We start from the raw sequence: 19249 nt of genomic DNA on the forward strand, positions 1-19249 counted from the left end.
CGGAGAGAGCCATGGAGAGGGATGGCCCCCGACCACCACCGTGGTCGGGGGCCGTCCCCGTGTGCGTCCGCGTCGGTGCCCCGCCGGGCTCAGTGCTCCGTCACGAAGACGTGCGCGGCGGTGCGCGCGGGGAGTTCGGCGGTCGCCCCGCCGCTGCCGACCAGCACGCCGCCGGGTGCCGACGTCACGCTCACGACCGCGCCCGGCCGCACCCCCGCACGCCACAGGGTGTCCATCAACTGCGGGTCGGTCTGGACGCGTTCCCTGATGCGCCGGACGACGGCACGCGCGCCGTCCGGCCCGGGGCGGAGGTCGCTGAGGCTGACCATGCGGGCGTCGGTGGCCGGCCGTGGGGCGCTCTCCTCGCCCAGCTCCTCCAGGCCCGGGATCGGGTTGCCGTAGGGCGACTGGGTCGGGTGCCGCAGCAGCCGTACGACGCGGCGCTCCACGGCCTCGCTCATCACGTGCTCCCAGCGGCAGGCCTCGGCGTGGGCCTGCTCCCAGTCGAGCCCGATCACCTCGACGAGCAGGCACTCCGCGAGCCGGTGCTTGCGCATCACGCGCGTGGCGACGCGCCGCCCCTCCTCCGTCAGGTCGAGGCGCCGGTCGGCGGCCACGCGCAGCAGCCCGTCGCGTGCCATACGGGCCACGGTCTGGCTGACCGTGGGACCGCTCTGGTCCAGGCGCTCGGCGATGCGGGCCCGCAGCGGGGCCACACCTTCCTCCTCCAGCTCCAGGACGGTGCGGAGGTACATCTCCGTGGCGTCGATGAGTCGGGTCATGCCGTGCGTCAGGCGGACGTCTCGGCGGTGGCGGTCAGGACCGCGCGGCCGAGTATGTGGCCGGCGACGGTGAACCCGAGGAAGGCAGGGGTGGCCTCCGCCGGGACGCCGATGGACTCGACGCCGAGGGCGTGCACCACGACGAAGTAGCGGTGCGGGCCGTGCCCGGCGGGCGGGGCGGCGCCGATGTAGCGGGCCAGGCGGGCGTCGTTGGGCAGCTGGAAGGCGCCCTCCGGCAGGCCCGAACCGGTGTCGTCGCCCGCGCCCTCGGGCAGCTCGGTGACGGTGGCGGGGATGTCGGCGACCGCCCAGTGCCAGAAACCGGACCCGGTGGGGGCGTCGGGGTCGTAGACCGTGACCGCGTAGCTCTTCGTGCCCTCCGGGGCGCCGCTCCACGACAGCTGCGGGGAGAGGTCCTTGCCGCCGGGGACACCGGCGGAGAGCTGCGCGGGCGACCAGGCGGCACCGTCGGTGACGTCGGCGCTGGTGACGGTGAAGGAGGCCGCCTCGGGGAGGCGGGCGAACGGGTCGTTGGCGTTCATCACGTCGTTCCTTTCAAGCCGTGCTGGGGATGGCGACGAGGTGGCCGACGGAGGGCACGCAGCGTCGTACGGAGGCGCCGAAGCCGTCTCTCGTCGCCGATGAATCGACCATAGCACCAATAATCGATTATTGAAGGGATCGTCTATGCTGACGGCATGACGCAGACGGCCCCCACCTCGCCCCCGCCCGGGAAGCAGATGCTCTCCGAGCAGGTCCACGCACACCTGCGGGACGCGATCATGCGCGGGGACTTCGCCCCCGGCGACGCCCTCAAACCGCAGGACCTGGCCAAGGACCAGGGGGTGAGCCTGGCCGTCGTGCGCGAAGCGCTCGTGCGGCTCGTCGGCGAAGGCCTCGCCGACCGCCTGCACAACCGCGGCTTCGCCGTCCCGGCCTTCTCCGACCACCGCTGGCAGGAGATCGCCGAGGCCCGCAGGACCGTCGAACCCGTCGTCCTGCGCATGTCCATCGAGCGCGGCGACGTCGACTGGGAGGCCCGCGTACGGGCCGCCCACCACCGCCTCGCCCGCACCCCCGCCTACGAACCGGGCGAGGGCGAGCACTACAGCGGCGCCTGGTCCGAGGCCCACCGCGTCTTCCACCGCACCCTGCTCGAAGCCTGCGGCAACCGCGTCCTGATGGAGACCTTCGACCGCATGTGGACCGCGAGCGAGCTGGCCCGCCGCTGGTCGGCCCTGCGCGACCCCGACCGGGACGGCTTCGGCGAACACCGCCGCCTGGAGGAGGCGGCACTGGCCCGCGACGCCGACACGGCGGCCGAGGTCCTGGCGCGGCACCTCACCCAGACCGCGACCGCCCTCACCGACGCGGCCCGCCCCGGACCTTCCTGAGCCTCAGGCCGCCCGCCGCGCCCGCAGCCGGTGCCGCCGGATCAGGTCCGCGTACAGGCGCCCACTGCCCTTCACCGTCCGCCGCTGCGTCGCGTAGTCCACGTGGACGAGGCCGAAGCGCTTGTCGTAGCCGTACGCCCACTCGAAGTTGTCCAGGAGGGACCAGGCGTAGTACCCGGCGAGGGGCGCGCCCCGGTGGGTGGCGCGGGCGCAGGCCGCGAGATGTTCGCGGAGGTAACGGGCGCGCTCGGGGTCGTCGACGGAGCCGTCGGCGCGGACCACGTCCGGGTAGGACGAGCCGTTCTCGGTGACGTACAGCTTGCGCGCGCCGTAGTCCTCGGTGAGGCGCAGGAGCAGGGTCTCCAGGCCGTTCGCGTCGATCTCCCAGTCCATGCCGGTGTGGCGCCTGCCGGGGCGGTGGATCTGGTGGGCGTGCGGAGGCGGGCCCGCGGGGTCGTCGGTGACGTGGGCCGGGAAGTAGTAGTTGAGGCCCAGCCAGTCCAAGGGCTGCGCGATGGTGTCCAAGTCGCCCGGCTGTTCCGGGAGTTCGACGCCGTACACCTCCAGCATGTCCGCGGGGAAGCCCCGGCCGTGCAGCGGGTCGAGCCACCAGCGGTTGGTGTGGCCGTCGACGCGCCGGGCCGCGGCGACGTCCTCGGGGCGGGACGTGGCGGGCTCGACGGGGGAGAGGTTGTTGACGATGCCGACCTCGGCCTCGGGCGCGGCGGCGCGGATGGCCTGCGTGGCGAGTCCGTGGCCGAGCAGCAGGTGGTACGAGGCGTGCACGGCGGCGCGGATGTCGGTGAGGCCGGGGGCCATGCGGCCCTCCAGATGGCCGATCCAGGCCGAGCAGAGCGGTTCGTTGAGCGTCGCCCACTGCGGCACGCGGTCGCCGAGGCGTTCGGCGACCACGGCGGCGTACGCGGCGAAGTGTTCGGCGGTGTCGCGCGCGGGCCAGCCGCCGCGGTCCTGGAGGGCCTGCGGCAGGTCCCAGTGGTAGAGGGTGACGTTCGGCGTGATGCCCGCTTCGAGGAGGGCGTCGACGAGCCGGTCGTAGAAGGCGAGGCCGGCCGCGTTGACCGGCCCGTCGCCGCCCGGCACGACGCGCGGCCAGGCCACGGAGAAGCGGTAGGAGTCGACGCCGAGTTCCCGCATCAGGGCGATGTCCTCGGGCCAGCGGTGGTAGTGGTCGCAGGCCACGTCGCCGGTGTCGCCGCCCGCGACCTTGCCGGGGGTGCGGGAGAAGGTGTCCCAGATGGACGGGGAGCGGCCGTCTTCCGCGGCGGCCCCCTCGATCTGGTACGCCGACGTGGCGACCCCCCAGGTGAAGGGGTGGGGGAGCGCGGCGAGGTCGGAGGCGTCGGTCACGGAGGTCCTTTCGGCAGGGGGAGTGCGGGGCGGGACGGGCGCGGGAGCGGTCACTTGACGGCTCCGGCGGTGAGCCCGGCGACGAGGTAGCGCTGGAGCAGCAGGAATCCGGCGACCACCGGCACGCTGACGACCAGCGAGGCGGCCATGACCTGGTTCCAGTACACGTCGTTCTGCGTGGAGTAGCCCTGGAGGCCCACGGCGAGGGTGCGGGTGGTGTCGTTGGTCATCACCGAGGCGAAGAGGACCTCGCCCCAGGCGGTCATGAACGCGTAGACGGCGACGGCCACGATCCCGGGAACCGCGGCCGGGACGACGACCCGGAACAGCGCGCCCAGCGGACCGCACCCGTCGACGAGCGCCGCCTCGTCCAGCTCCTTGGGCACCGAGTCGAAGTACCCGATCAGCATCCAGATGGAGAACGGCAGCGAGAACGTGAGATAGGTGAGGACGAGGCCCGCGCGGGAACCGAACAGCGCGATGCCCGTCGCGTTGCCCACGTTGACGTAGATGAGGAACAGCGGCAGCAGGAAGAGGATGCCCGGGAACATCTGCGTGGACAGCACGGTCACGGTGAACACGCGCTTGCCGCGGAAGCGGTGGCGGCTCACCGCGTACGCCGCGAACACCGCGACGACGACCGAGCACACCGTCGCCGCGCCCGCCACGATCAGCGAGTTCACGAAGTAGTCCGCGAGCGGCACCGTCGTCCAGATGTCGACGTACGGGCGGAACGTCACGGTGGACGGCAGCCAGCGGAAGCTCCCCGCGACGTCCTGGAGCGGCTTCAGGGAGCTGGACACCATGACGTACACGGGGACCAGGACGAACCCGGCGAGGAGGGTGAGGAAGACGCGGCGCAGCCACAGGAATGAGCGGGGCGGCGCCATCGGCGAGCGCCGTCGCGCGGCGTCGGGCACCGGCGGGGCCTTGGTCGCGCTAGCCATCGGAGGCCCTCCTTCCACGGGAGGTCAGGAGCAGGTACGCGGCCGTCACCACGAGCAGGAAGAGCAGCAGCAGGACCGACATCGCGGCGCCCGTGCCGAAGTTCCAGGTCACGAACGACGACTGGTAGATGTGGATCGAGATGAGGTCCGCCGACTCCGGCGCCGCATCGCCGAACAGCAGATACGGCGTGTTGAAGTCGTTGAAGGTCCACAGGAAGAGCACCAGGACCAGGACCTGGTTGACCGGCCGCAGCGAGGGCAGCGTGATGCGGCGGATCTGCTGCCACATCCCGGCGCCGTCGATGGCGGCCGCCTCGTACAGCTCCTTGGGGATGTTCTGCAGCCCGGCCGTGACGATGAGGAACACGAACGGCCAGTGCTTCCACACCGACACGGTGGCGAGCGCGAAGAAGCTGTTGTCGCCGATCAGCCAGAACGGCCGGCCGTCGGTGATCCCGAGCTGGTCGTGCAGGACGTGGTTCACCAGGCCGTTGTCGCGCTGGAACATGAACGCCCAGGTGATCACGGCCGCGTACACGGGCAGCGCGTACGGCGTGAGGAACAGGGCGCGCAGCAGGCCCCGGCCCCGGAAGTGGTCCTGGAGGAACAGCGCGGCGGCCGTGCCGATCAGCCAGCACAGGCCCACCGACACCACGGTGAACGTGCACGTGACGAAGAACGAGTGCAGCAGCGCCTCGCCGACGGGCGCGTCGAAGTCGACCGACAGGGAGTAGTTGTCGAGCCCGGCCCAGGGCGCGGCGCCCCAGTCGCGGATGTAGAACTGCGTGAGCTCCTTGAAGCTCATGAAGATGCCCACGGCCATCGGGATCAGATGGACGAGCAGTTCGAGCAGCAGCGCGGGGAGCAGCAGGAAGTACGGCAGGGCGAGGCGGCGAAGGCGTCCGCGCGGACGGCGTGCGCGCGGACGCGTACCGGGGCCCTCCTCGCGCGCGGGCGCCGCGTGCGTCTCGTCGAGGGCGGTGGTCGGAGCGGTCATGGCGCGGCTCAGCCCTTCGGCATCTGCTGCTGCGCCTTGGCGAGCGCCGACTTGACCGAGTCCGTGGTCACCCGGCGGCCCTCGGCGGCGTCGGCGAACAGCTCTTTGATGGCCGTGCCCACCGCCGTCTCGAACTGCGACTCGTTGGGCACCTGGGGCAGTGGCGCCGCGCTCTTGGCGAGTGTGTCGCGCAGCACGGCGGTCTCCGGGCGGGCGAACGCCGGGTCCGACTGGGCGGCCTTCACCGGAGGGATCGAGCCGTAGGCCTTGTTGAGCCCGGTCTGCTCGGCGTCGCTCGTCATGAACTTCACGAACTTCACCGCGCCGTCGAGGTTGTCGGTGTTCTTGAAGACGGCCAGATTGATGCCCGCGACCATCGAGTTGACCTGCTTGCCGGCGCCCGGCGTCCCCGAGGGCACCGGCACCGGGGCCACGCCCCAGTCGGCGGGCTTCATGCCGTGCGCCTCGAAGGTCGTCGCGGCCGCCTGCCACAGCACCATCGCCGTCTTTCCCTTGGCGAAGTCCTGAAGCGACTGGTTGCGCGCGTACTCGGCGTTGCCCGGCGCGATGATCTTGTCCTTGGCCATGAAGTCGACGTACTGCTTCACGGCGGCGACCGCGCCGGGGGACGTGAACGTCGGCTTCCCGGCCGCGTCGAAGAAGTCCGCGCCGTGCTGCTTGCCGAGGACATGGGCCTGGTGGATGTTGTTCACCAGGTTCGAACCCTCCGCCCCCAGCGCCCACTTGCCGCCCTTGGAGAGCTTCTTGCCGTCGGCGACCAGCTGCTCCCAGGTCGCGGGCGGCTTCTCGATGCCCGCGTCCTCGAACATCTTCTTGTTGTAGTAGAGGGCGTACGCCAGTGAGTACAGCGGCACCGCGGCGGGGTCCTTGCCGCGCGCCCCCGTCGAGCCGAGCGCGGCGGACACGAACCGGTCCTTGCCGCCGATCCGCCCGAACCTCTTCGCGTCCCACGGCAGCAGCGCGCCGCTCGCCTGCAGCGAGGACGACCAGGTGTTGCCGATGTTCAGGACGTCCGGGCCCTGGCCCGAAGTGGTCGCGGTCAGGATGCGGTTGAGCAGGTCGGACCAGGGGATCACCTCCAGCTTGACCTTGATCCCGGTCTGCTCCTCGAACTTCTCGAGCCGGGGCGTGAGGATCTTCTTGTCGGCCTCGATGTCCGGCCCCTGGTTCGACGCCCAGTACGTGAGCGTCTTCGGCGAGTCGTTGCTCCCGCCGCCCGTGGCGGTGCCGCCGCCGCACGCGGTGGCGGTGAGAGCGGTGAGCGCGGCGACGGCGGCTGCGGCTCGGAGTCTGCGCATGACGGATACGCCCCTTTCCGGGGAGGATCTCGGCGGTGGCTGCGCCCAAGTCCCTGCGAGCACGGCCGTGTCGGGGAACCCGAGGGGTGGCGCGAGGGGTCCCCGTGACGGTTGTGTTCAGTGCTTGAACGAGCTTCACGACTTAATTTAGGACGTGAGTTAAATCCTGAAGGCAAGTCGCGTCAAGAGGTTCGGCACGGGTATGTTGCGAACGGGGAGAGGAGCCACATGGCCGAGCGGAACAGCCGAACCGTGCGTGACCTGCGCCTGGGCAACCGGGCTTCGGTGCTGCGCCGGTTGTACTTCCACGGGCCGATGAGCCGCCAGGCGCTCGGCGGCGCGACCGGGCTCAGCTCCGGCTCCGTCAGCAACGTCGTCGCCGAACTCACCGCGGACCACCTCCTGGAGGAGGCCGGCGTCGTCGAGTCCGACGGCGGCCGCCCCCGCACCCTGCTGCGGGTGGCCCCCGGCAGCGGGCACCTCATCGGCGTGGACGTCGGCGAGACCCGCGTCCGCGTCGAGGCCTTCGACCTCGCCCTCACCGAACTCGCCCGCACCGACCGCCCGTTGACCCCGACCGGCCACGACGTCGAGGCCGTCGTCGGCCACATCCGCGACGGCATCGCCGAAGTCACCGCCGCCGCCGGGCTCACGGCGGGCGAGGGCCTGATCGGCGTCGGCGTCGGCGTCCCCGGCATCGTCGAGACGACCGCCCCCGGCGGCGCCCTCGTCCACGGCCAGACCGTCGGCTGGGACGCGGTGCCGCTGGAGTCCCTGCTCCGCGAGGCCGTCCGACTCCCGGCGGACACGGCGTACTTCATCGACAACGGCGCCCGCGCGCTCGGCCAGGCCGAGATGTGGTTCGGCGGCGGCCGCGGGGTGCGCGACGCCGTCATCGTGCTCTTCGGCTCCGGCGTCGGCGCGTGCATCGTCACCGACGGCGTCATCCACGGCGGCGCCCACGGCGGGCCCGGCGAGTGGGGGCACCTGACCGTCCATGTGCGCGGGCGGCGCTGCCGGTGCGGGGCGCTCGGCTGTCTGGAGGCGTACGCGGGGGCGGAGGCGCTGCTCGACCGCTGGCGCGAGGCGGGGGGCGAGCCGCCCTCGACCGGTGAGGAGAGCGGGGTCGCCGCGCTGCTCGAGGCCGCCCACCCCGAGGGCGGTGGCGCCGGGGACCCCGTGGCGCGGGCCGTGCTCGACGAGACCGCCGAGTATCTGGGCGCGGGCATCTCCGGCCTGGTGAACCTCTTCGGCCCCGAACGGGTCCTCGTCGGCGGCTGGGCCGGCCTCGCCCTCGGCCCGCGCCTGCTGCCCGCCGTCCGCGAGCACGCCGCCGCGTACTCCTTGCGCCACCCCGCGGCCCGCGTCACCGTGGCGCTCGGCGAGCTGGGCCCGGACGCGGTGACGGTGGGCGCGGCGACGCTGCCGCTCGCGGACTTCCTGGCGCGGGGCGGGCGGCGGCGGACGGAGACCGGGGAGGCGCCGGGGGCCGGGCCGTCGCTCGGCCCGGCCGCGCGGGCGGCACTCTGACCCGGCCCCCGGCCCGGTCATCTCCGCGCGGGCCCGTTCACTTCGCGCGGAACGGGCTCGCTCACTTCGCGAGGAAGGCGACCAGCGCCTCGTTCACCTCCTCGGCGTGCGTCCAGAGCAGGCCGTGCGGGGCGCCCTCGATCTCGACGTACGTGGAGTCCGGCAGGATCTCGCGGAACGCCCGGGCGGTGGCGTCGATCGGCAGGATCCGGTCGGCGGTGCCGTGCAGGAGCAGCGTGGGGACACCGGAGGCGGCGATCGCGGCCGAGTCGGCCCGGAAGTCCGTTATCCAGGTCGGCACGGCCGCGACCGACGCGTGGGCGGACGAGCCCGCGGCCACGTTCCAGCTGGCGCGCAGCGCCGCCTCGCTGAGGCGGGAGCCGAGGGTCTCGTCGGTGTTGTAGAAGTCGGCGTAGAACGCGTCGAAGTAGGCGTACCGGTCGGCCTTCACGGCGGCGAGTATCCCGTCGAAGACGGACTGGTCGACGCCGTGCGGGTTGTCGTCCGTCTTGAGCAGGAAGGGCTGGAGCAGCCCCAGGAACGCGGCCTTGCCGACGCGCTCCGTGCCGTACGTCGCCAGATAGCGGGTGACTTCGCCGCTGCCCATCGAGAACCCGACGAGCACCGCGTCGCGCAGGTCGAGCGTGCGCATCAGGATGTCGAGGTCCGAGGCGAAGGTGTCGTAGTCGTAGCCGGTCGTCGGCCGGCTGGAGCGGCCGAAGCCGCGGCGGTCGTACGTGATGACGCGGTGCCCGGACTCCAGGAGGGCCGGCACCTGCTTCTCCCAGGAGTGCCCGTCCAGCGGGTAGCCGTGGATGAGCACCACGGGGCGGCCGGTGCCGTGGTCCTCGTAGTAGAGGTCGATCGACGCGCTGTTCTCGGTACCGACGGTGATGTACGGCATGGCAGTCCCTCTCGTTCGTTCCCTCTGGTCGTCTCGCTTGCCGACGCAGAAACAGCGTACACGATTACCTCGCGCACGATGCAATCGTCCGCGCTGTGCTCTGGCTTACAGTGGTCCTCATGGAAGGCACGAGGGAAGACACGTCACCGCTGGCCGAACTGCTCTGCTTCGACCTCTACGCGGCCTCGCGCAGCGTCACGTCCGTGTACCGGGTGCTCCTCGACCCGCTGGGTCTCACCTACCCCCAGTACCTGGTGATGCTGGTGCTGTGGCGACGGGACGAGAGCACGGTCCGGGAGCTGGTGGAGGAGCTGCAGCTCGACTACAACACGCTGTCCCCGCTCCTGAAGCGCCTTGAGGCGCGGGGCCTCGTCGAGCGCCGCCGCCGCCCCGACGACGAGCGCTCGGTCGCCGTCGTCCTCACGGCAGAGGGGCGCGCGATGCGGCAGCAGGCGGCCCACGTGCCCGCGGCGATCGGCGGGGCGATGGGCGTGGACGAGGCGGAGATCGCGGCCTTGCAGGGGGTGCTGCGGAGGATCACGGTGAACGCGGGGGCCCGGGCCGCGGAGCTGGGCGGGCGGCGGTCCTAGGCGCACCTCCCGGTCGGTGCGGGGGCCGTCGGCGGTGGCCCTGCGGCCGGGGTGCGCCCACCTGCCATGATCATCCCGTCGTGTTCCGAGGTGGGAGGCAAGAAATGGCGATATCGCTGCCCGACGGGCCGGCCACACCGGCGCTGGTCGTCGATCCGGACGTGCTGGACCGGAACATCGCGCGGATGGCGCAGGCCTCGCGCGCCCAGGGGTTCGCCCTGCGTCCGCACGCCAAGAGCCACAAGTGCGCGCGGATCGCGGACCGTCAGCTCCGGTCCGGCGCGCGCGGGCTCTCGGTGGCCACGATCGGCGAGGCCGAGGCGTTCACCCGCGCGGGCGTGGACGACCTGTTCATCGCCTTCCCCGTGTGGCTCGACGCCGGCAAGGAGCGGCGGCTGCGGCGGTTGGCGGACGACGTCGCCCTGAGGGTCGGTGTGGAGTCGGTCGAGGGCGCGCGGCGGCTGGGGGACGCCCTGCGCGGCGGCGACCGGGCGGTCGAGGTGCTCGTCGAGGTCGACAGCGGGAGCCGTCGGACGGGGGTGCGGCCCGACGCCGCCGGTGAGGTCGGCAAGGCGGCCGCCGACGCGGGCCTGGACGTGGTCGGCGTGTTCACGTTCCCGGGGCACGGCTACGGCCACGACGCCCGGGCGCGGGAGCGGGCCGCGCGGGACGAGGAGCGCACGCTGGGGGAGGCCGCGCAGGTGCTGCGGGACCTCGGGCTCGACGTCCGTGTGGTCAGCGGCGGGTCGACCCCGACGGTGGGGCAGTGGCGGCCCGGCGCGGTGAACGAGCTGCGGCCCGGTGTCTACGTCTTCAACGACGCCACCCAGCTGGCCATCGGCACCTGCGGGGCGGACGACCTCGCGCTGGCCGACGTGGCGACGGTGATCAGCGTTCCCGCCCCGGAACGCTTCGTGCTCGACGTCGGCAGCAAGGTCCTCGGCTCCGACCGGTCGCCCTGGGTGTCGGGCCACGGCTACCTGCCCCGGTTCCCCGAGGGGACCGTCACCGGACTGTGGGAGCACCACGCCGTGGTGCGGCTCCCGGAGGGGGTGCGAGGGCCGCGCCTCGGGTCGACGGTCGCCGTCGTCCCCAACCACGTCTGCACGCCGGTGAACCTCGCCGACGAGCTGCTGGTCGTCCGGGACCGCGAGGTGGTCGACCGCTGGCAGGTCACCGCACGAGGCACCAACACCTGACCCGCACGCGCCCGCCCGACGCCGCGCGGCCGACCGCGAATTCCGGTCAGGCAGAACGCGCCCTGACGCGTCCTGTCGTGTGTGACTAGTCCAGAACCAACGTTCGACAAACAACCTCACGCGGAGAGAGACCCCACCGGCCCGCGCCGGGCCGGACCCGACACCGACCCGGCCGAGGAGCCGGTGGACGCCGAGGAGTCCGAGAGGACGGAGGAGTCCGAGAGCACCGAGAGCGCTGAGAACTCCGAGAACTCCGAGAACTCCGAGAACTCCGAGAAGGGGGACGGGCCCGAGCGGCTTCCCGCGCGGGAGACCTGGACCGTCCTGTACCGCCACTTCAAGCCGCACCGCGGCATCGTGGCGCTCGGCGCGCTGTTCACGCTCATCGGCGCCGCCACCGGCCTCGCGCAGCCGGTCGCGGTCGAGCAGTTGGTGAGCCGGCTCCAGGACGACGAGTCGATCACCTCGATCCTCGTGCTGCTCACGGGGCTCCTGGTGATCGGGACGGCTGTCGAGTCCGTCGGCAGCTACATCCTGGAACGCACCGCGCAGTCCGTCGTCCTCGACTCCCGCCGCTCCCTCATCGGCCGCCTGTTGCGCCTGAAGGTCGCGGAGATCGAGCGCGTGCAGCCCGGCGACCTGATGTCCCGCGTCACCTCGGACACCACGCTGCTCCAGGCCGTCACCACGCAGGCCGTGGTGTCCGCGTTCTCCGGGGCGCTCACCGTCGTCGCGACCATCGTGATGATGGCCTTCATGGACCCGGTGCTCCTCGGCGTCACGCTCGGCGTGATCGTCCTCATCGGCGCCGCCACCGGCCTGGTCATGCCGAAGATCTCCAAGGCCACCCAGCGCTCCCAGGAAGCCGTGGGCATGATCTCCACCGCCCTGGAGCGGGCCTTCGGCGCTTTCCGCACGCTGAAGGCGTCCGGCGCCGAGGAGCGCGAGGTCGCCAAGGTCGAGGCGGCGGCGCGCGAGGCCTGGCGGCACGGCGTGAAGTCGGCCAAGTGGCAGGCGGTGGCATGGAGTTCGATGGGCTTCGCGATCCAGGTGTCGTTCCTCGCGGTGCTCGGCGTCGGCGGCGCCCGCGTCGCCTCCGAGGCGATCTCCGTGGCGACCCTCGTGGCGTTCCTGATGCTGCTCTTCTACCTGATCGACCCGGTCAGCCGCCTCGTCGACGCCGTCACCCAGTACCAGGTGGGCTCCGCCGCCGTGGCCCGCATCGTGCAGGCGGAGCGGATGGAGACCGAGGAAGCGGCCGCCGTCGAGGACCAGGCCGGTGGAGCGGGGCGGGCGGCGGTCCTTCGCGCCGCCGTGGAGCGGCCCGCGTCCGTCCTCTTCGACGACGTCACCTTCCGCTACCGCCCCGACCTGCCGCACGTCCACCACGGCGTGACCTTCGCCGTCCCCGGCCCCGGCATGACGGCCTTCGTCGGCCCGTCCGGCGCGGGCAAGACCACCGTCTTCGGACTCGTGGAGCGCTTCTACGACGCGACGGGCGGCCGCGTCCTCGTCGACGGCAGGGACGTACAGGACTGGCCGCTCGCCGAACTGCGCGCGACCATCGGGTACGTCGAGCAGGACGCCCCCGTCCTCGCGGGCACCCTGCGCGAGAACCTGCTGTTCGCCGCGCCGGACGCCACCGACGCCGAGATCCACGACGTCCTCGTGCAGGCACGCCTCGACGGCCTCGTGGCGAAGCTTCCCGACGGCCTCGAGACCGTGGTCGGCCACCGCGGCTCCAAGCTCTCCGGCGGCGAACGCCAGCGCGTGGCCATCGCCCGCGCCCTGCTGCGCAAGCCCCGGCTGCTGCTCCTCGACGAGGCGACCTCGCAGCTGGACGCCGTCAACGAGCTGGCGCTGCGCGACGTCGTCGCCGAGGTGTCGAGGACGGTCACGGTCCTCGTCGTCGCGCACCGCCTGTCGACGGTCACACTGGCCGACCGGATCGTCGTCATGGACGCGGGCCGGGTCCGGGCGGTCGGCACGCACGACGAACTGGTCGAGGGGGACCCGCTGTACGGGGAGCTGGCCGCGACGCAGTTCCTGGCGACGTCGTCCTGAGCGGGGGCGTGGACGGGTCCTGACCGGTGCGGGCAGGGCGGCCGCTGCACACGCGGCCGCCCTGCCCGCCGCGCCCCACGGGCCCGGTGCGGGCGACGCCCCGCGCGCGGCGCATGCGGCATTCCGAGCTCGCGGAACGCCGCGCTCCACGACCCCCGGAACCCGACGCCCCACACCCGGGAAAACTACCGGGACCCAGCGCCGACCCCTCGCTATCGTGACCCCATGACCGACTTGACCTTGGATCGATACGCCGCCGAAATCATCGCCCAGACCGAGCAGTTGACCTCGTCGATCAAGGGCGCGGACCTCGCGGCCCCGGTACCGACCTGCGCGGGATGGAGCCTCGGCGACCTCCTGCGGCACCTGGGCGGCGCGCACCGCTGGGCCGAGGAGATCGTCCGCACCCGGGCGACGGGCCCGGTCCCCGACGACCAGGTGAACGACGTGTCCGGCGACGACCGGGCGGACGTCGCCGCGCTCGGCGCCTGGCTGACCGAGGGCGCGGCGCTGTACGCGGACGCCCTGCGGAAGGCCGGACCGGAGGCGCCGGTGTGGACGGTGGCGCCCGGCGGCACCCCGGTGTTCTGGGCGCGCCGCATGACGGTGGAGACGGTGGTGCACCGCGCGGACGCGGTCGGGGCCGTCGACGGGACGTACACCCTGGACCACGACGTCGCCCTCGACGCCCTGGCCGAGTGGCTCGGCTTCCTCGAACTGCCGCAGGTCTACGAGTCCGTCGAGGCGATGCGCGCCCTGCTCGGGCCCGGCAGGACCGTCCACTTCCACGCCACGGACGCGGCCCCCGGGGCGGAGGGCGACTGGCTGATCGACCTCACCGGCGACGCCCCCGCCGTGCGGCGCTCCGGGGCGGGGGAGCGTACCCCCGGGGAAGCGGCCGTGAGCCTGCGCGGCTCGGCTGCGGCGCTCCTGATGCTCATGTACCAGCGGGACTCCGTCCTGGACGAAGCGGTGGAGATCGTGGGGGACCGGGAGCTGTTCCAGGAGTGGCGGGAGGCGGCAAGCGCCTGGCTCCGCAGGTGACGCCCGGGAACCTCTGGCCCGAAGTCGCCGGTCACGCGCCGCACTTGAGCTTGTACTCGACGACGTAGGCGCGGTTGCCGCGTCCTCGCCTGCGGTACGTGGGGTGCTTCTGCCAGGGCCCCGGGGGCCAGGGGGTCTGCCGTGCGGGCCGGGGCGGGAGTTCGTCGCGCTCGTCGGGGGCGGGGTCGGCGCGCCGCGCGGGGTCGAGGGCGTGGCCGGGCCGGGCGGTCAGATGGCGGACGCGGTCGTGGAACCCGCCCATGGGCAGGGGGAGTTCGACGTCGTCGTCGACGAACCGCACCGCCAGGGCGGCGTACTCCATGACGGCGAGGGCGACGGGAGGCCAGGAGCGTAACGTCGCCCGATTGGTCATCCTGAGGATGCCCAGCATCCGCAGGGTCGCCGCCACGCTGACGGCCGGCGGCTCCGTGGGCCATTCCAGTTTCAGCAGGGGGGCGCCCCGCTCGGGGCGGGGAGCGCGGCGGGGCAGGGGGGCATCGGCCTCCGGGGCGGGCAGGGCGGCGTCAGGCGTCTGCTGTTTCCACCAGGCCGCGTCGTCGGTCTCGCCGAGCGTGAGGTGGTGCAGGTAGAGGCAGTAGGCCGCCGCCGTCTCCCCGGCCCCGGCGGCGTACTGCCACAGGAAGCGGGCGGTGTGCGCGCTGTCGTTGAGCCGCAGCATGCAGCCGAGGACGAGCGCGCCCGACGGGGTGGGCAGGAACTCGGTGAGGAAGTCGGTCAGGGACGCCAGGGGCGTGGTGGTCACGACGGCCTCGCACAGGATCCGCAGATCGCTGTCCGCCGCGCGAGCGGTGGCGTGGCCGGGGTCGTCGGCCGCGGCCGGGTGGGGCGGCAGGGCGGGTCGGGTCGGCACCGGGTCGTGGGGGGCAGGGGATTCGTCGAGCAGCAGAGCGCCCTGGAGCAGCTCATCAATCGGTGAGGTCACCGGGGTGTCCCTCCTAGGTGGTGGTGCGGAGATGTGCCGTCAGATGGCGTTTGGCGTGCCGGTCCGCCGCACGGACCGTGGCGCACGGGATGCCCAGGACTTCGGCGACGTCGCTGTCCCGCAGCCCGCGCAGGTGCAGCAGCACGATGACGTCGAGGTGCAGGGCGGGCAGGCGGCGGATCGCGTCGAAGAGGTCGAGGGTCTTCGCGATCCGGGCGAGCGGGTCCGCCGCGTCGCGCTGGGCGCGGGTGTCGAACGCGGCCTCGGCGAGCGCGGGATGGCCGTCGCAGTGCGGGGCGCGCTCCATGACGGTCTGGCGCAGGAGCCGCCACGCGTACTGCTCGGGCCGCTCGCTGGCGAGGGCGTCCGGCCAGAGGATGAGGAGCAGGTGGAACACGTCGCCGACGGACCGCTTCGCCTCCCCGGACCGGCGCTGGAACGTGGCCGCGTACGCGGTGTAGTTCGTGCGGTGGGTGTCCCTGAAGGCGAGGAAGTCCAGCGGGGGGCGCTGGCCGAGCAGACCGTTCTCCCGCTCCTTGGCCAGGGCCTTGTGTATCCAGTTGAGACGTTTGTCGGCCTCCTGGGCGGCACGCACCCACTGGGCCCTGATGTCGGCGAGCGCCGGGTCGGGCAGGCGCAGGGCGACCAGCAGGTCGCGGGTGATCTGCCAGCGGGGATAGCGGCCTATGGCCCGCAACAGCTCGGAGATCTTGGAACGTGGCCAGTTCGCCTCCTTCTCCAGCTGCATGAACGTCAGGCCACTGTCGTGATAGGCGCCGCGCAGGTGCTCGAGCCAGGCCCGGTGGGCCGGCTTGGTGCCCTCGGCGATGGGCCCCAGCTTGCGCCCGGGGCGTCGGTGGCGGGCGCCTTTCGGTGCCGGCTGTGCGCTCACCGAGCGCCCTCCCCGGCGTCGGTCGCGGGCGGGGGTGTGCGTAAACCGTCCGCGCGCGGGCTTGTCTGTGGCCTGTGCATCAGGCTCCTTCGCTTACGTGATCGTGCGTCCTGGTACGTGGACCAGCTCCTGTGACGCCCACCGGCGCCCCCCGCCCCAGGAACTGCGAGCCAGCATGGGCCGCGCGCGGCCCGACGGCGAGAAGATCGGCTGGTTCGGGAACATTGCCGTGGGCGCCGGGAGCGCCGCGAGGGGCAAACGTGCAGGCCGTGGGCAGGGCGCGCCGGGGCAGAGCAATGTTCCCGGTTCGCGCGGGCGCGGGCCGCTGCTGCCTTCCGTGTGCGGGCGCACTGCGTCCCGGGTGCGCGTCGCCCACCGTCTCCCGGGCACGCGTGACCCGGCGATCTCGGGGCAGAAGTGCCCTGCGGGCGCTCCGCGTTGGGTGCGACTGGTGTGCGAGAAGGTCTTGCCGTGCCGTTCGGTGGTTCTCCATAATCACGGGAGCACTTCACGGGCTCACCCCACTGGGCCCGGACACCTTGCGGTCAACTGCCCTTCTCCACGCGGTTTTTCCGAAGGGCGCCTCCGGTCATTGGGGTTGGCATGAGCCCATCAGAGTGCTCATCCCCCCACCGAGAGGAAGTCCGTTGAAGAACACGGTCACGTACCTCAAGAGGGCCGCCGCCGTCGGCGCCGTCACCCTCGCCGCCTTCAGCCTGAACCCCGCCAACTCCTGGGCCGTCCCCGCCGACGGTCCCGGCGGCGACGGGCCCCGCACGAGGGTCGTCGGCGGCACCCCGGCCGAGCAGGGCGAATTCCCGTTCATGGTCCGGCTTTCGATGGGCTGTGGCGGCTCGCTCCTGGAGAAGGACGTCGTCCTGACGGCCGCCCACTGCGTCGACGGCAGCAGCGACAACCCCAACATCACGGCGACCGGCGGTGTGGTCGACCTGGAGTCGCCGGACGCCGTCACGGTCAAGGCCACCAAGGTCATCCAGGCTCCCGGCTACAACGGAACCGGCAAGGACTGGGCGGTCATCAAGCTGGAGAAGGCCATCGACCAGCCGACGCTGCCGATAGCCGAGAACAACTCGTTCGACAAGGGCGACTTCACCATCGCCGGCTGGGGCGCCGACAAGGAGGGCGGCAGCCAGCAGCGCCACCTCCTCAAGGCCCAGGTGCCGTTCGTGGACGACGCGACCTGCAAGGGCGCCTACTCCAACCTGGTCGAGGACGAGGAGCTGTGCGCCGGGAAGATGGACACCGGCGGCGTCGACACCTGTCAGGGCGACTCCGGCGGCCCCATGTTCCGCAAGGACGACAGCGACAAGCTCGTCCAGGTCGGCATCGTGAGCTGGGGCGAGGGCTGCGCCCGTCCGTCCAAGCCGGGTGTCTACACCGAGGTGAGCCACTTCGCGGCCGACATCAAGAAGGCGGCGGGCGAACTGGGCTGACGCCTGTCGTCCGGCGGGCCCGCGCTCGAGCCCGCCGGGTGAGTCCACTCGCGCCGTGCGTCCGCGGGGACCGGCTTCGGCCGCCCCGCGGACGTACGGCGCTCCTGTGTTCTCACCCGTACGCGCGACCGCACCGACAGGACGGGTCCGCCGGGGTCAGGCCGGGGGCTGCGTCATGCGGTTGTGGCCCACGGTGTCGCTCCCGCTCACCAGGACGCACGCGTGGCCCGGGAACAGGGGCGAGGAGTCCTGGTCGACGATGTTGACCGCGGGGGTCGTGTAGCGGGCGGAGAGCCCGAGCCTGCGCCGGTCCGACGTGTTCTTGTTCGAGTGGTGCATCAGCTGCTCGCTGAAGAGGAAGAACTCACCGGGGGCGAGCTCCATGTCGATCGCGTTCGTGGTGTCGACAAGGGCCGGGTCGATCTCCTGCGGGAACGCCCGCCCCGGGCGGGAGGGCACGTGGTGCAGCAGCTCGTGATGCGAGCCGGGGATGATCTGGACGCACGAGTTCTCCGTGGTCGCCTCGTCGATCGCCAGCCAGAGGGACAGGTTCACCGGCGGATCGAGCGGCCAGCTGTCGATGTCCTGGTGCCAGGGCACCTCCAGGCCGCCCGGCTCCTTGTTGAACAGGAACGTGGACCACAGCAGGATGTCGTCGCCGAGCAGGCTCCGCACCCGGCCGAGCACCTCGGGCAGGGTGGCGAGGTCGTGGACCGGACGGTGGTCCAGGTGACGGGAGTGCAGGGGCGTCGCCGGATTGGGCCCTGGCGAGGTGAGCACCTCGGCGTCGATGCGCTCGCGGAAGGCGTCCATCTCCTCGGGCGGGCAGGCGACGAACGGCCCGATGAAGCCCTGCTCGTGGAATCGGGCGACCTCGTCGCGGGTCAGCGCTGCAGTGGTGGTGTCCATGGAGATCACGGTGGCAGTGGGCGACCCCCGGCGACCATGCCCGAGGCCGGGTAAAACTTGCACTCAACCGCACGCCTCAGCGCGCGCGATAGCTCCGCGGGGACACACCCATCACGGACTTGAACTGACGGCTGAAGAGATAGACGTCGCAGTACCCGAGGCCGCGGGCGATCCGGGTGACGGTCTCCCGCGTCTCGTCGAGCAGCCGCGCCGCGTGCTGGATCCGCCGCCGCACCAGCCACACCTTCGGCGGGCAGCCATAGGTCTGGCGGAAGCAGCGCGTGAAGTGCTCCGGGGACATCCGAAGGAGTTGGGCCAGTTCCGCCGGGTGCACCCGCTCGGCGACCCGTTCGTCGGAGTGGTCCTCCAGGATGCGCCGCTGCGCGGCGTCCAGCGCCGGACGTACGGTCTGCTGCTGCTCCGCGAGCCGCAGAGCCGAGCTGAACAGCAATTCGAGAGCCGCCCGCATCCGGACCTCGCGGAACGGCTGTTGTTCCTGCCGTTCGCTGATCAGCAGGTCAAGGGGCGCCCGCAGCTCCCACGCGCCGGGCAGCACCACGGCGGGACCCAGCGGCGGTTCCTCCCCGGGGGCCGGTGGCAGGTGGAGCCGGTAGAGGGCGAGCGGCCGCGCTCCGGCCGCGCGCACCGCGAACGGCACCCCCGGCTTGAGCCACACCAGGGTCCCCGGCCCCACCTGGATCCGCCGGTGGCCGGCCACACCCTCGTACCGGCCGGCCACCACGAGGTGGAGCACATGATCGGAGTGCCCGTGGTCGAGCGACACCTCCCAATGCGGCGGCGCCGTGCCGTAGGTGAGAACCCCGATGTCCGGATGCTCGTCGAGACGCCGCAGCCAGTCGCGGTCCTCCCGTGCCCTCTCCGGGGCTTCCAGCAGAACGGGCATCGAGGGCAT

Annotated in this window: 18 protein-coding genes; 7 read left to right on the forward strand and 11 right to left on the reverse strand. The window is 72.4% G+C overall.

The features are described 5' to 3' along the window. Nucleotides 1–89 precede the first annotated feature (89 nt). The gene (locus AB6L24_RS17095) at nt 90–782 is read right to left on the reverse strand and encodes a metal-dependent transcriptional regulator (RefSeq protein ID WP_405656171.1); all 693 of its coding nucleotides are present in this window, start codon (nt 780–782) and stop codon (nt 90–92) included. 8 nt (nt 783–790) lie between these two features. After that, nucleotides 791–1324: a YbhB/YbcL family Raf kinase inhibitor-like protein gene (locus tag AB6L24_RS17100; RefSeq protein ID WP_405656172.1), complete on the reverse strand. Its 534-nt coding sequence runs from the start codon at nt 1322–1324 to the stop codon at nt 791–793. 156 nt (nt 1325–1480) lie between these two features. Here AB6L24_RS17100 and AB6L24_RS17105 point away from each other — a divergent pair, with 156 nt between their 5' ends. Continuing rightward, nucleotides 1481–2176 (forward strand): GntR family transcriptional regulator, encoded by a 696-nt coding sequence (locus AB6L24_RS17105; protein WP_405656173.1) that lies wholly within the window; start codon nt 1481–1483, stop codon nt 2174–2176. Between the two features lie 3 nt (nt 2177–2179). Here the strand turns inward: AB6L24_RS17105 and AB6L24_RS17110 are convergent, their stop codons facing one another. From AB6L24_RS17110 to AB6L24_RS17125, 4 genes are read right to left on the reverse strand one after another with little or no spacing between them, the layout of a single operon-like run. Next, nucleotides 2180–3544, reverse strand: a complete 1365-nt coding sequence (locus tag AB6L24_RS17110; RefSeq protein ID WP_405656174.1) for a GH1 family beta-glucosidase — start codon at nt 3542–3544, stop codon at nt 2180–2182. A 50-nt stretch (nt 3545–3594) separates the two neighbouring features. Continuing rightward, nucleotides 3595–4491: a carbohydrate ABC transporter permease gene (locus AB6L24_RS17115; protein WP_405656175.1), complete on the reverse strand. Its 897-nt coding sequence runs from the start codon at nt 4489–4491 to the stop codon at nt 3595–3597. Next, nucleotides 4484–5488, reverse strand: coding sequence for a carbohydrate ABC transporter permease (locus tag AB6L24_RS17120; protein WP_405656177.1), 1005 nt, complete (start codon nt 5486–5488; stop codon nt 4484–4486). The genes AB6L24_RS17115 and AB6L24_RS17120 overlap by 8 nt, the downstream gene beginning before the upstream one ends. A gap of 8 nt (nt 5489–5496) precedes the next feature. Next, nucleotides 5497–6807, reverse strand: coding sequence for an ABC transporter substrate-binding protein (locus AB6L24_RS17125; protein WP_405656179.1), 1311 nt, complete (start codon nt 6805–6807; stop codon nt 5497–5499). Nucleotides 6808–7035: 228 nt separating this feature from the next. On the opposite strand from AB6L24_RS17125, the gene AB6L24_RS17130 reads away from it, so the two are divergent. After that, nucleotides 7036–8337, forward strand: a complete 1302-nt coding sequence (locus AB6L24_RS17130) for an ROK family protein (protein WP_405656180.1) — start codon at nt 7036–7038, stop codon at nt 8335–8337. A gap of 61 nt (nt 8338–8398) precedes the next feature. Here the strand turns inward: AB6L24_RS17130 and AB6L24_RS17135 are convergent, their stop codons facing one another. Beyond that, a complete protein-coding gene (locus AB6L24_RS17135) occupies nt 8399–9241 on the reverse strand; it encodes an alpha/beta fold hydrolase (RefSeq protein WP_405656182.1) in 843 nt (280 codons plus the stop codon). 119 nt (nt 9242–9360) lie between these two features. Here AB6L24_RS17135 and AB6L24_RS17140 point away from each other — a divergent pair, with 119 nt between their 5' ends. The 4 genes from AB6L24_RS17140 to AB6L24_RS17155 all read left to right on the forward strand — a co-directional run bounded on the left by AB6L24_RS17140 (nt 9361) and on the right by AB6L24_RS17155 (nt 14138). After that, the gene (locus AB6L24_RS17140) at nt 9361–9831 is read left to right on the forward strand and encodes a MarR family winged helix-turn-helix transcriptional regulator (RefSeq protein ID WP_405656184.1); all 471 of its coding nucleotides are present in this window, start codon (nt 9361–9363) and stop codon (nt 9829–9831) included. Between the two features lie 104 nt (nt 9832–9935). Further along, entirely contained in the window at nt 9936–11030 is a 1095-nt protein-coding gene (locus AB6L24_RS17145; protein ID WP_405656185.1) for an alanine racemase, read from the forward strand. A gap of 324 nt (nt 11031–11354) precedes the next feature. Further along, nucleotides 11355–13094, forward strand: coding sequence for an ABC transporter ATP-binding protein (locus AB6L24_RS17150; protein ID WP_405657201.1), 1740 nt, complete (start codon nt 11355–11357; stop codon nt 13092–13094). 225 nt (nt 13095–13319) lie between these two features. Continuing rightward, entirely contained in the window at nt 13320–14138 is an 819-nt protein-coding gene (locus tag AB6L24_RS17155) for a maleylpyruvate isomerase N-terminal domain-containing protein (RefSeq protein WP_405656187.1), read from the forward strand. Nucleotides 14139–14169: 31 nt separating this feature from the next. On the opposite strand, the gene AB6L24_RS17160 is transcribed toward AB6L24_RS17155, so the two are convergent. Together AB6L24_RS17160 and AB6L24_RS17165 are read right to left on the reverse strand one after the other, a co-directional pair. After that, nucleotides 14170–15081 carry a hypothetical protein gene (locus AB6L24_RS17160; RefSeq protein ID WP_405656188.1) on the reverse strand — a complete coding sequence of 304 codons (912 nt, stop codon included), beginning with the start codon at nt 15079–15081 and terminating at the stop codon, nt 14170–14172. Nucleotides 15082–15094: 13 nt separating this feature from the next. Further along, nucleotides 15095–15973 (reverse strand): sigma-70 family RNA polymerase sigma factor, encoded by an 879-nt coding sequence (locus AB6L24_RS17165; protein ID WP_405656190.1) that lies wholly within the window; start codon nt 15971–15973, stop codon nt 15095–15097. 647 nt (nt 15974–16620) lie between these two features. On the opposite strand from AB6L24_RS17165, the gene AB6L24_RS17170 reads away from it, so the two are divergent. After that, complete coding sequence (locus AB6L24_RS17170; protein ID WP_380889728.1) at nt 16621–17427, forward strand: S1 family peptidase; 807 nt, start codon at nt 16621–16623, stop codon at nt 17425–17427. A gap of 156 nt (nt 17428–17583) precedes the next feature. On the opposite strand, the gene AB6L24_RS17175 is transcribed toward AB6L24_RS17170, so the two are convergent. Both AB6L24_RS17175 and AB6L24_RS17180 read right to left on the reverse strand, forming a co-directional pair. Then, nucleotides 17584–18336: a phytanoyl-CoA dioxygenase family protein gene (locus AB6L24_RS17175; RefSeq protein WP_405656192.1), complete on the reverse strand. Its 753-nt coding sequence runs from the start codon at nt 18334–18336 to the stop codon at nt 17584–17586. A gap of 76 nt (nt 18337–18412) precedes the next feature. Next, on the reverse strand, nt 18413–19240 hold the full coding sequence (locus AB6L24_RS17180) for a helix-turn-helix domain-containing protein (protein WP_405656193.1): 828 nt from the start codon (nt 19238–19240) through the stop codon (nt 18413–18415). Nucleotides 19241–19249: the final 9 nt, after the last annotated feature.

The sequence above is a fragment of the Streptomyces sp. RK9 genome (assembly GCF_045070545.1).
GTDB lineage: Bacteria > Actinomycetota > Actinomycetes > Streptomycetales > Streptomycetaceae > Streptomyces > Streptomyces alboflavus.

Coding starts and splice junctions, on each gene's coding strand:
- AB6L24_RS17180 (WP_405656193.1), bottom strand. CDS start 19,240: ATGCCCGTTCTGCTGGAAGCCCCGGAGAGGGCACGGGAGGACCGCGAC.
- AB6L24_RS17095 (WP_405656171.1), bottom strand. CDS start 782: ATGACCCGACTCATCGACGCCACGGAGATGTACCTCCGCACCGTCCTG.
- AB6L24_RS17120 (WP_405656177.1), bottom strand. CDS start 5,488: ATGACCGCTCCGACCACCGCCCTCGACGAGACGCACGCGGCGCCCGCG.
- AB6L24_RS17175 (WP_405656192.1), bottom strand. CDS start 18,336: ATGGACACCACCACTGCAGCGCTGACCCGCGACGAGGTCGCCCGATTC.
- AB6L24_RS17145 (WP_405656185.1), top strand. CDS start 9,936: ATGGCGATATCGCTGCCCGACGGGCCGGCCACACCGGCGCTGGTCGTC.
- AB6L24_RS17100 (WP_405656172.1), bottom strand. CDS start 1,324: ATGAACGCCAACGACCCGTTCGCCCGCCTCCCCGAGGCGGCCTCCTTC.
- AB6L24_RS17125 (WP_405656179.1), bottom strand. CDS start 6,807: ATGCGCAGACTCCGAGCCGCAGCCGCCGTCGCCGCGCTCACCGCTCTC.
- AB6L24_RS17135 (WP_405656182.1), bottom strand. CDS start 9,241: ATGCCGTACATCACCGTCGGTACCGAGAACAGCGCGTCGATCGACCTC.
- AB6L24_RS17130 (WP_405656180.1), top strand. CDS start 7,036: ATGGCCGAGCGGAACAGCCGAACCGTGCGTGACCTGCGCCTGGGCAAC.
- AB6L24_RS17115 (WP_405656175.1), bottom strand. CDS start 4,491: ATGGCTAGCGCGACCAAGGCCCCGCCGGTGCCCGACGCCGCGCGACGG.
- AB6L24_RS17105 (WP_405656173.1), top strand. CDS start 1,481: ATGACGCAGACGGCCCCCACCTCGCCCCCGCCCGGGAAGCAGATGCTC.
- AB6L24_RS17140 (WP_405656184.1), top strand. CDS start 9,361: ATGGAAGGCACGAGGGAAGACACGTCACCGCTGGCCGAACTGCTCTGC.
- AB6L24_RS17155 (WP_405656187.1), top strand. CDS start 13,320: ATGACCGACTTGACCTTGGATCGATACGCCGCCGAAATCATCGCCCAG.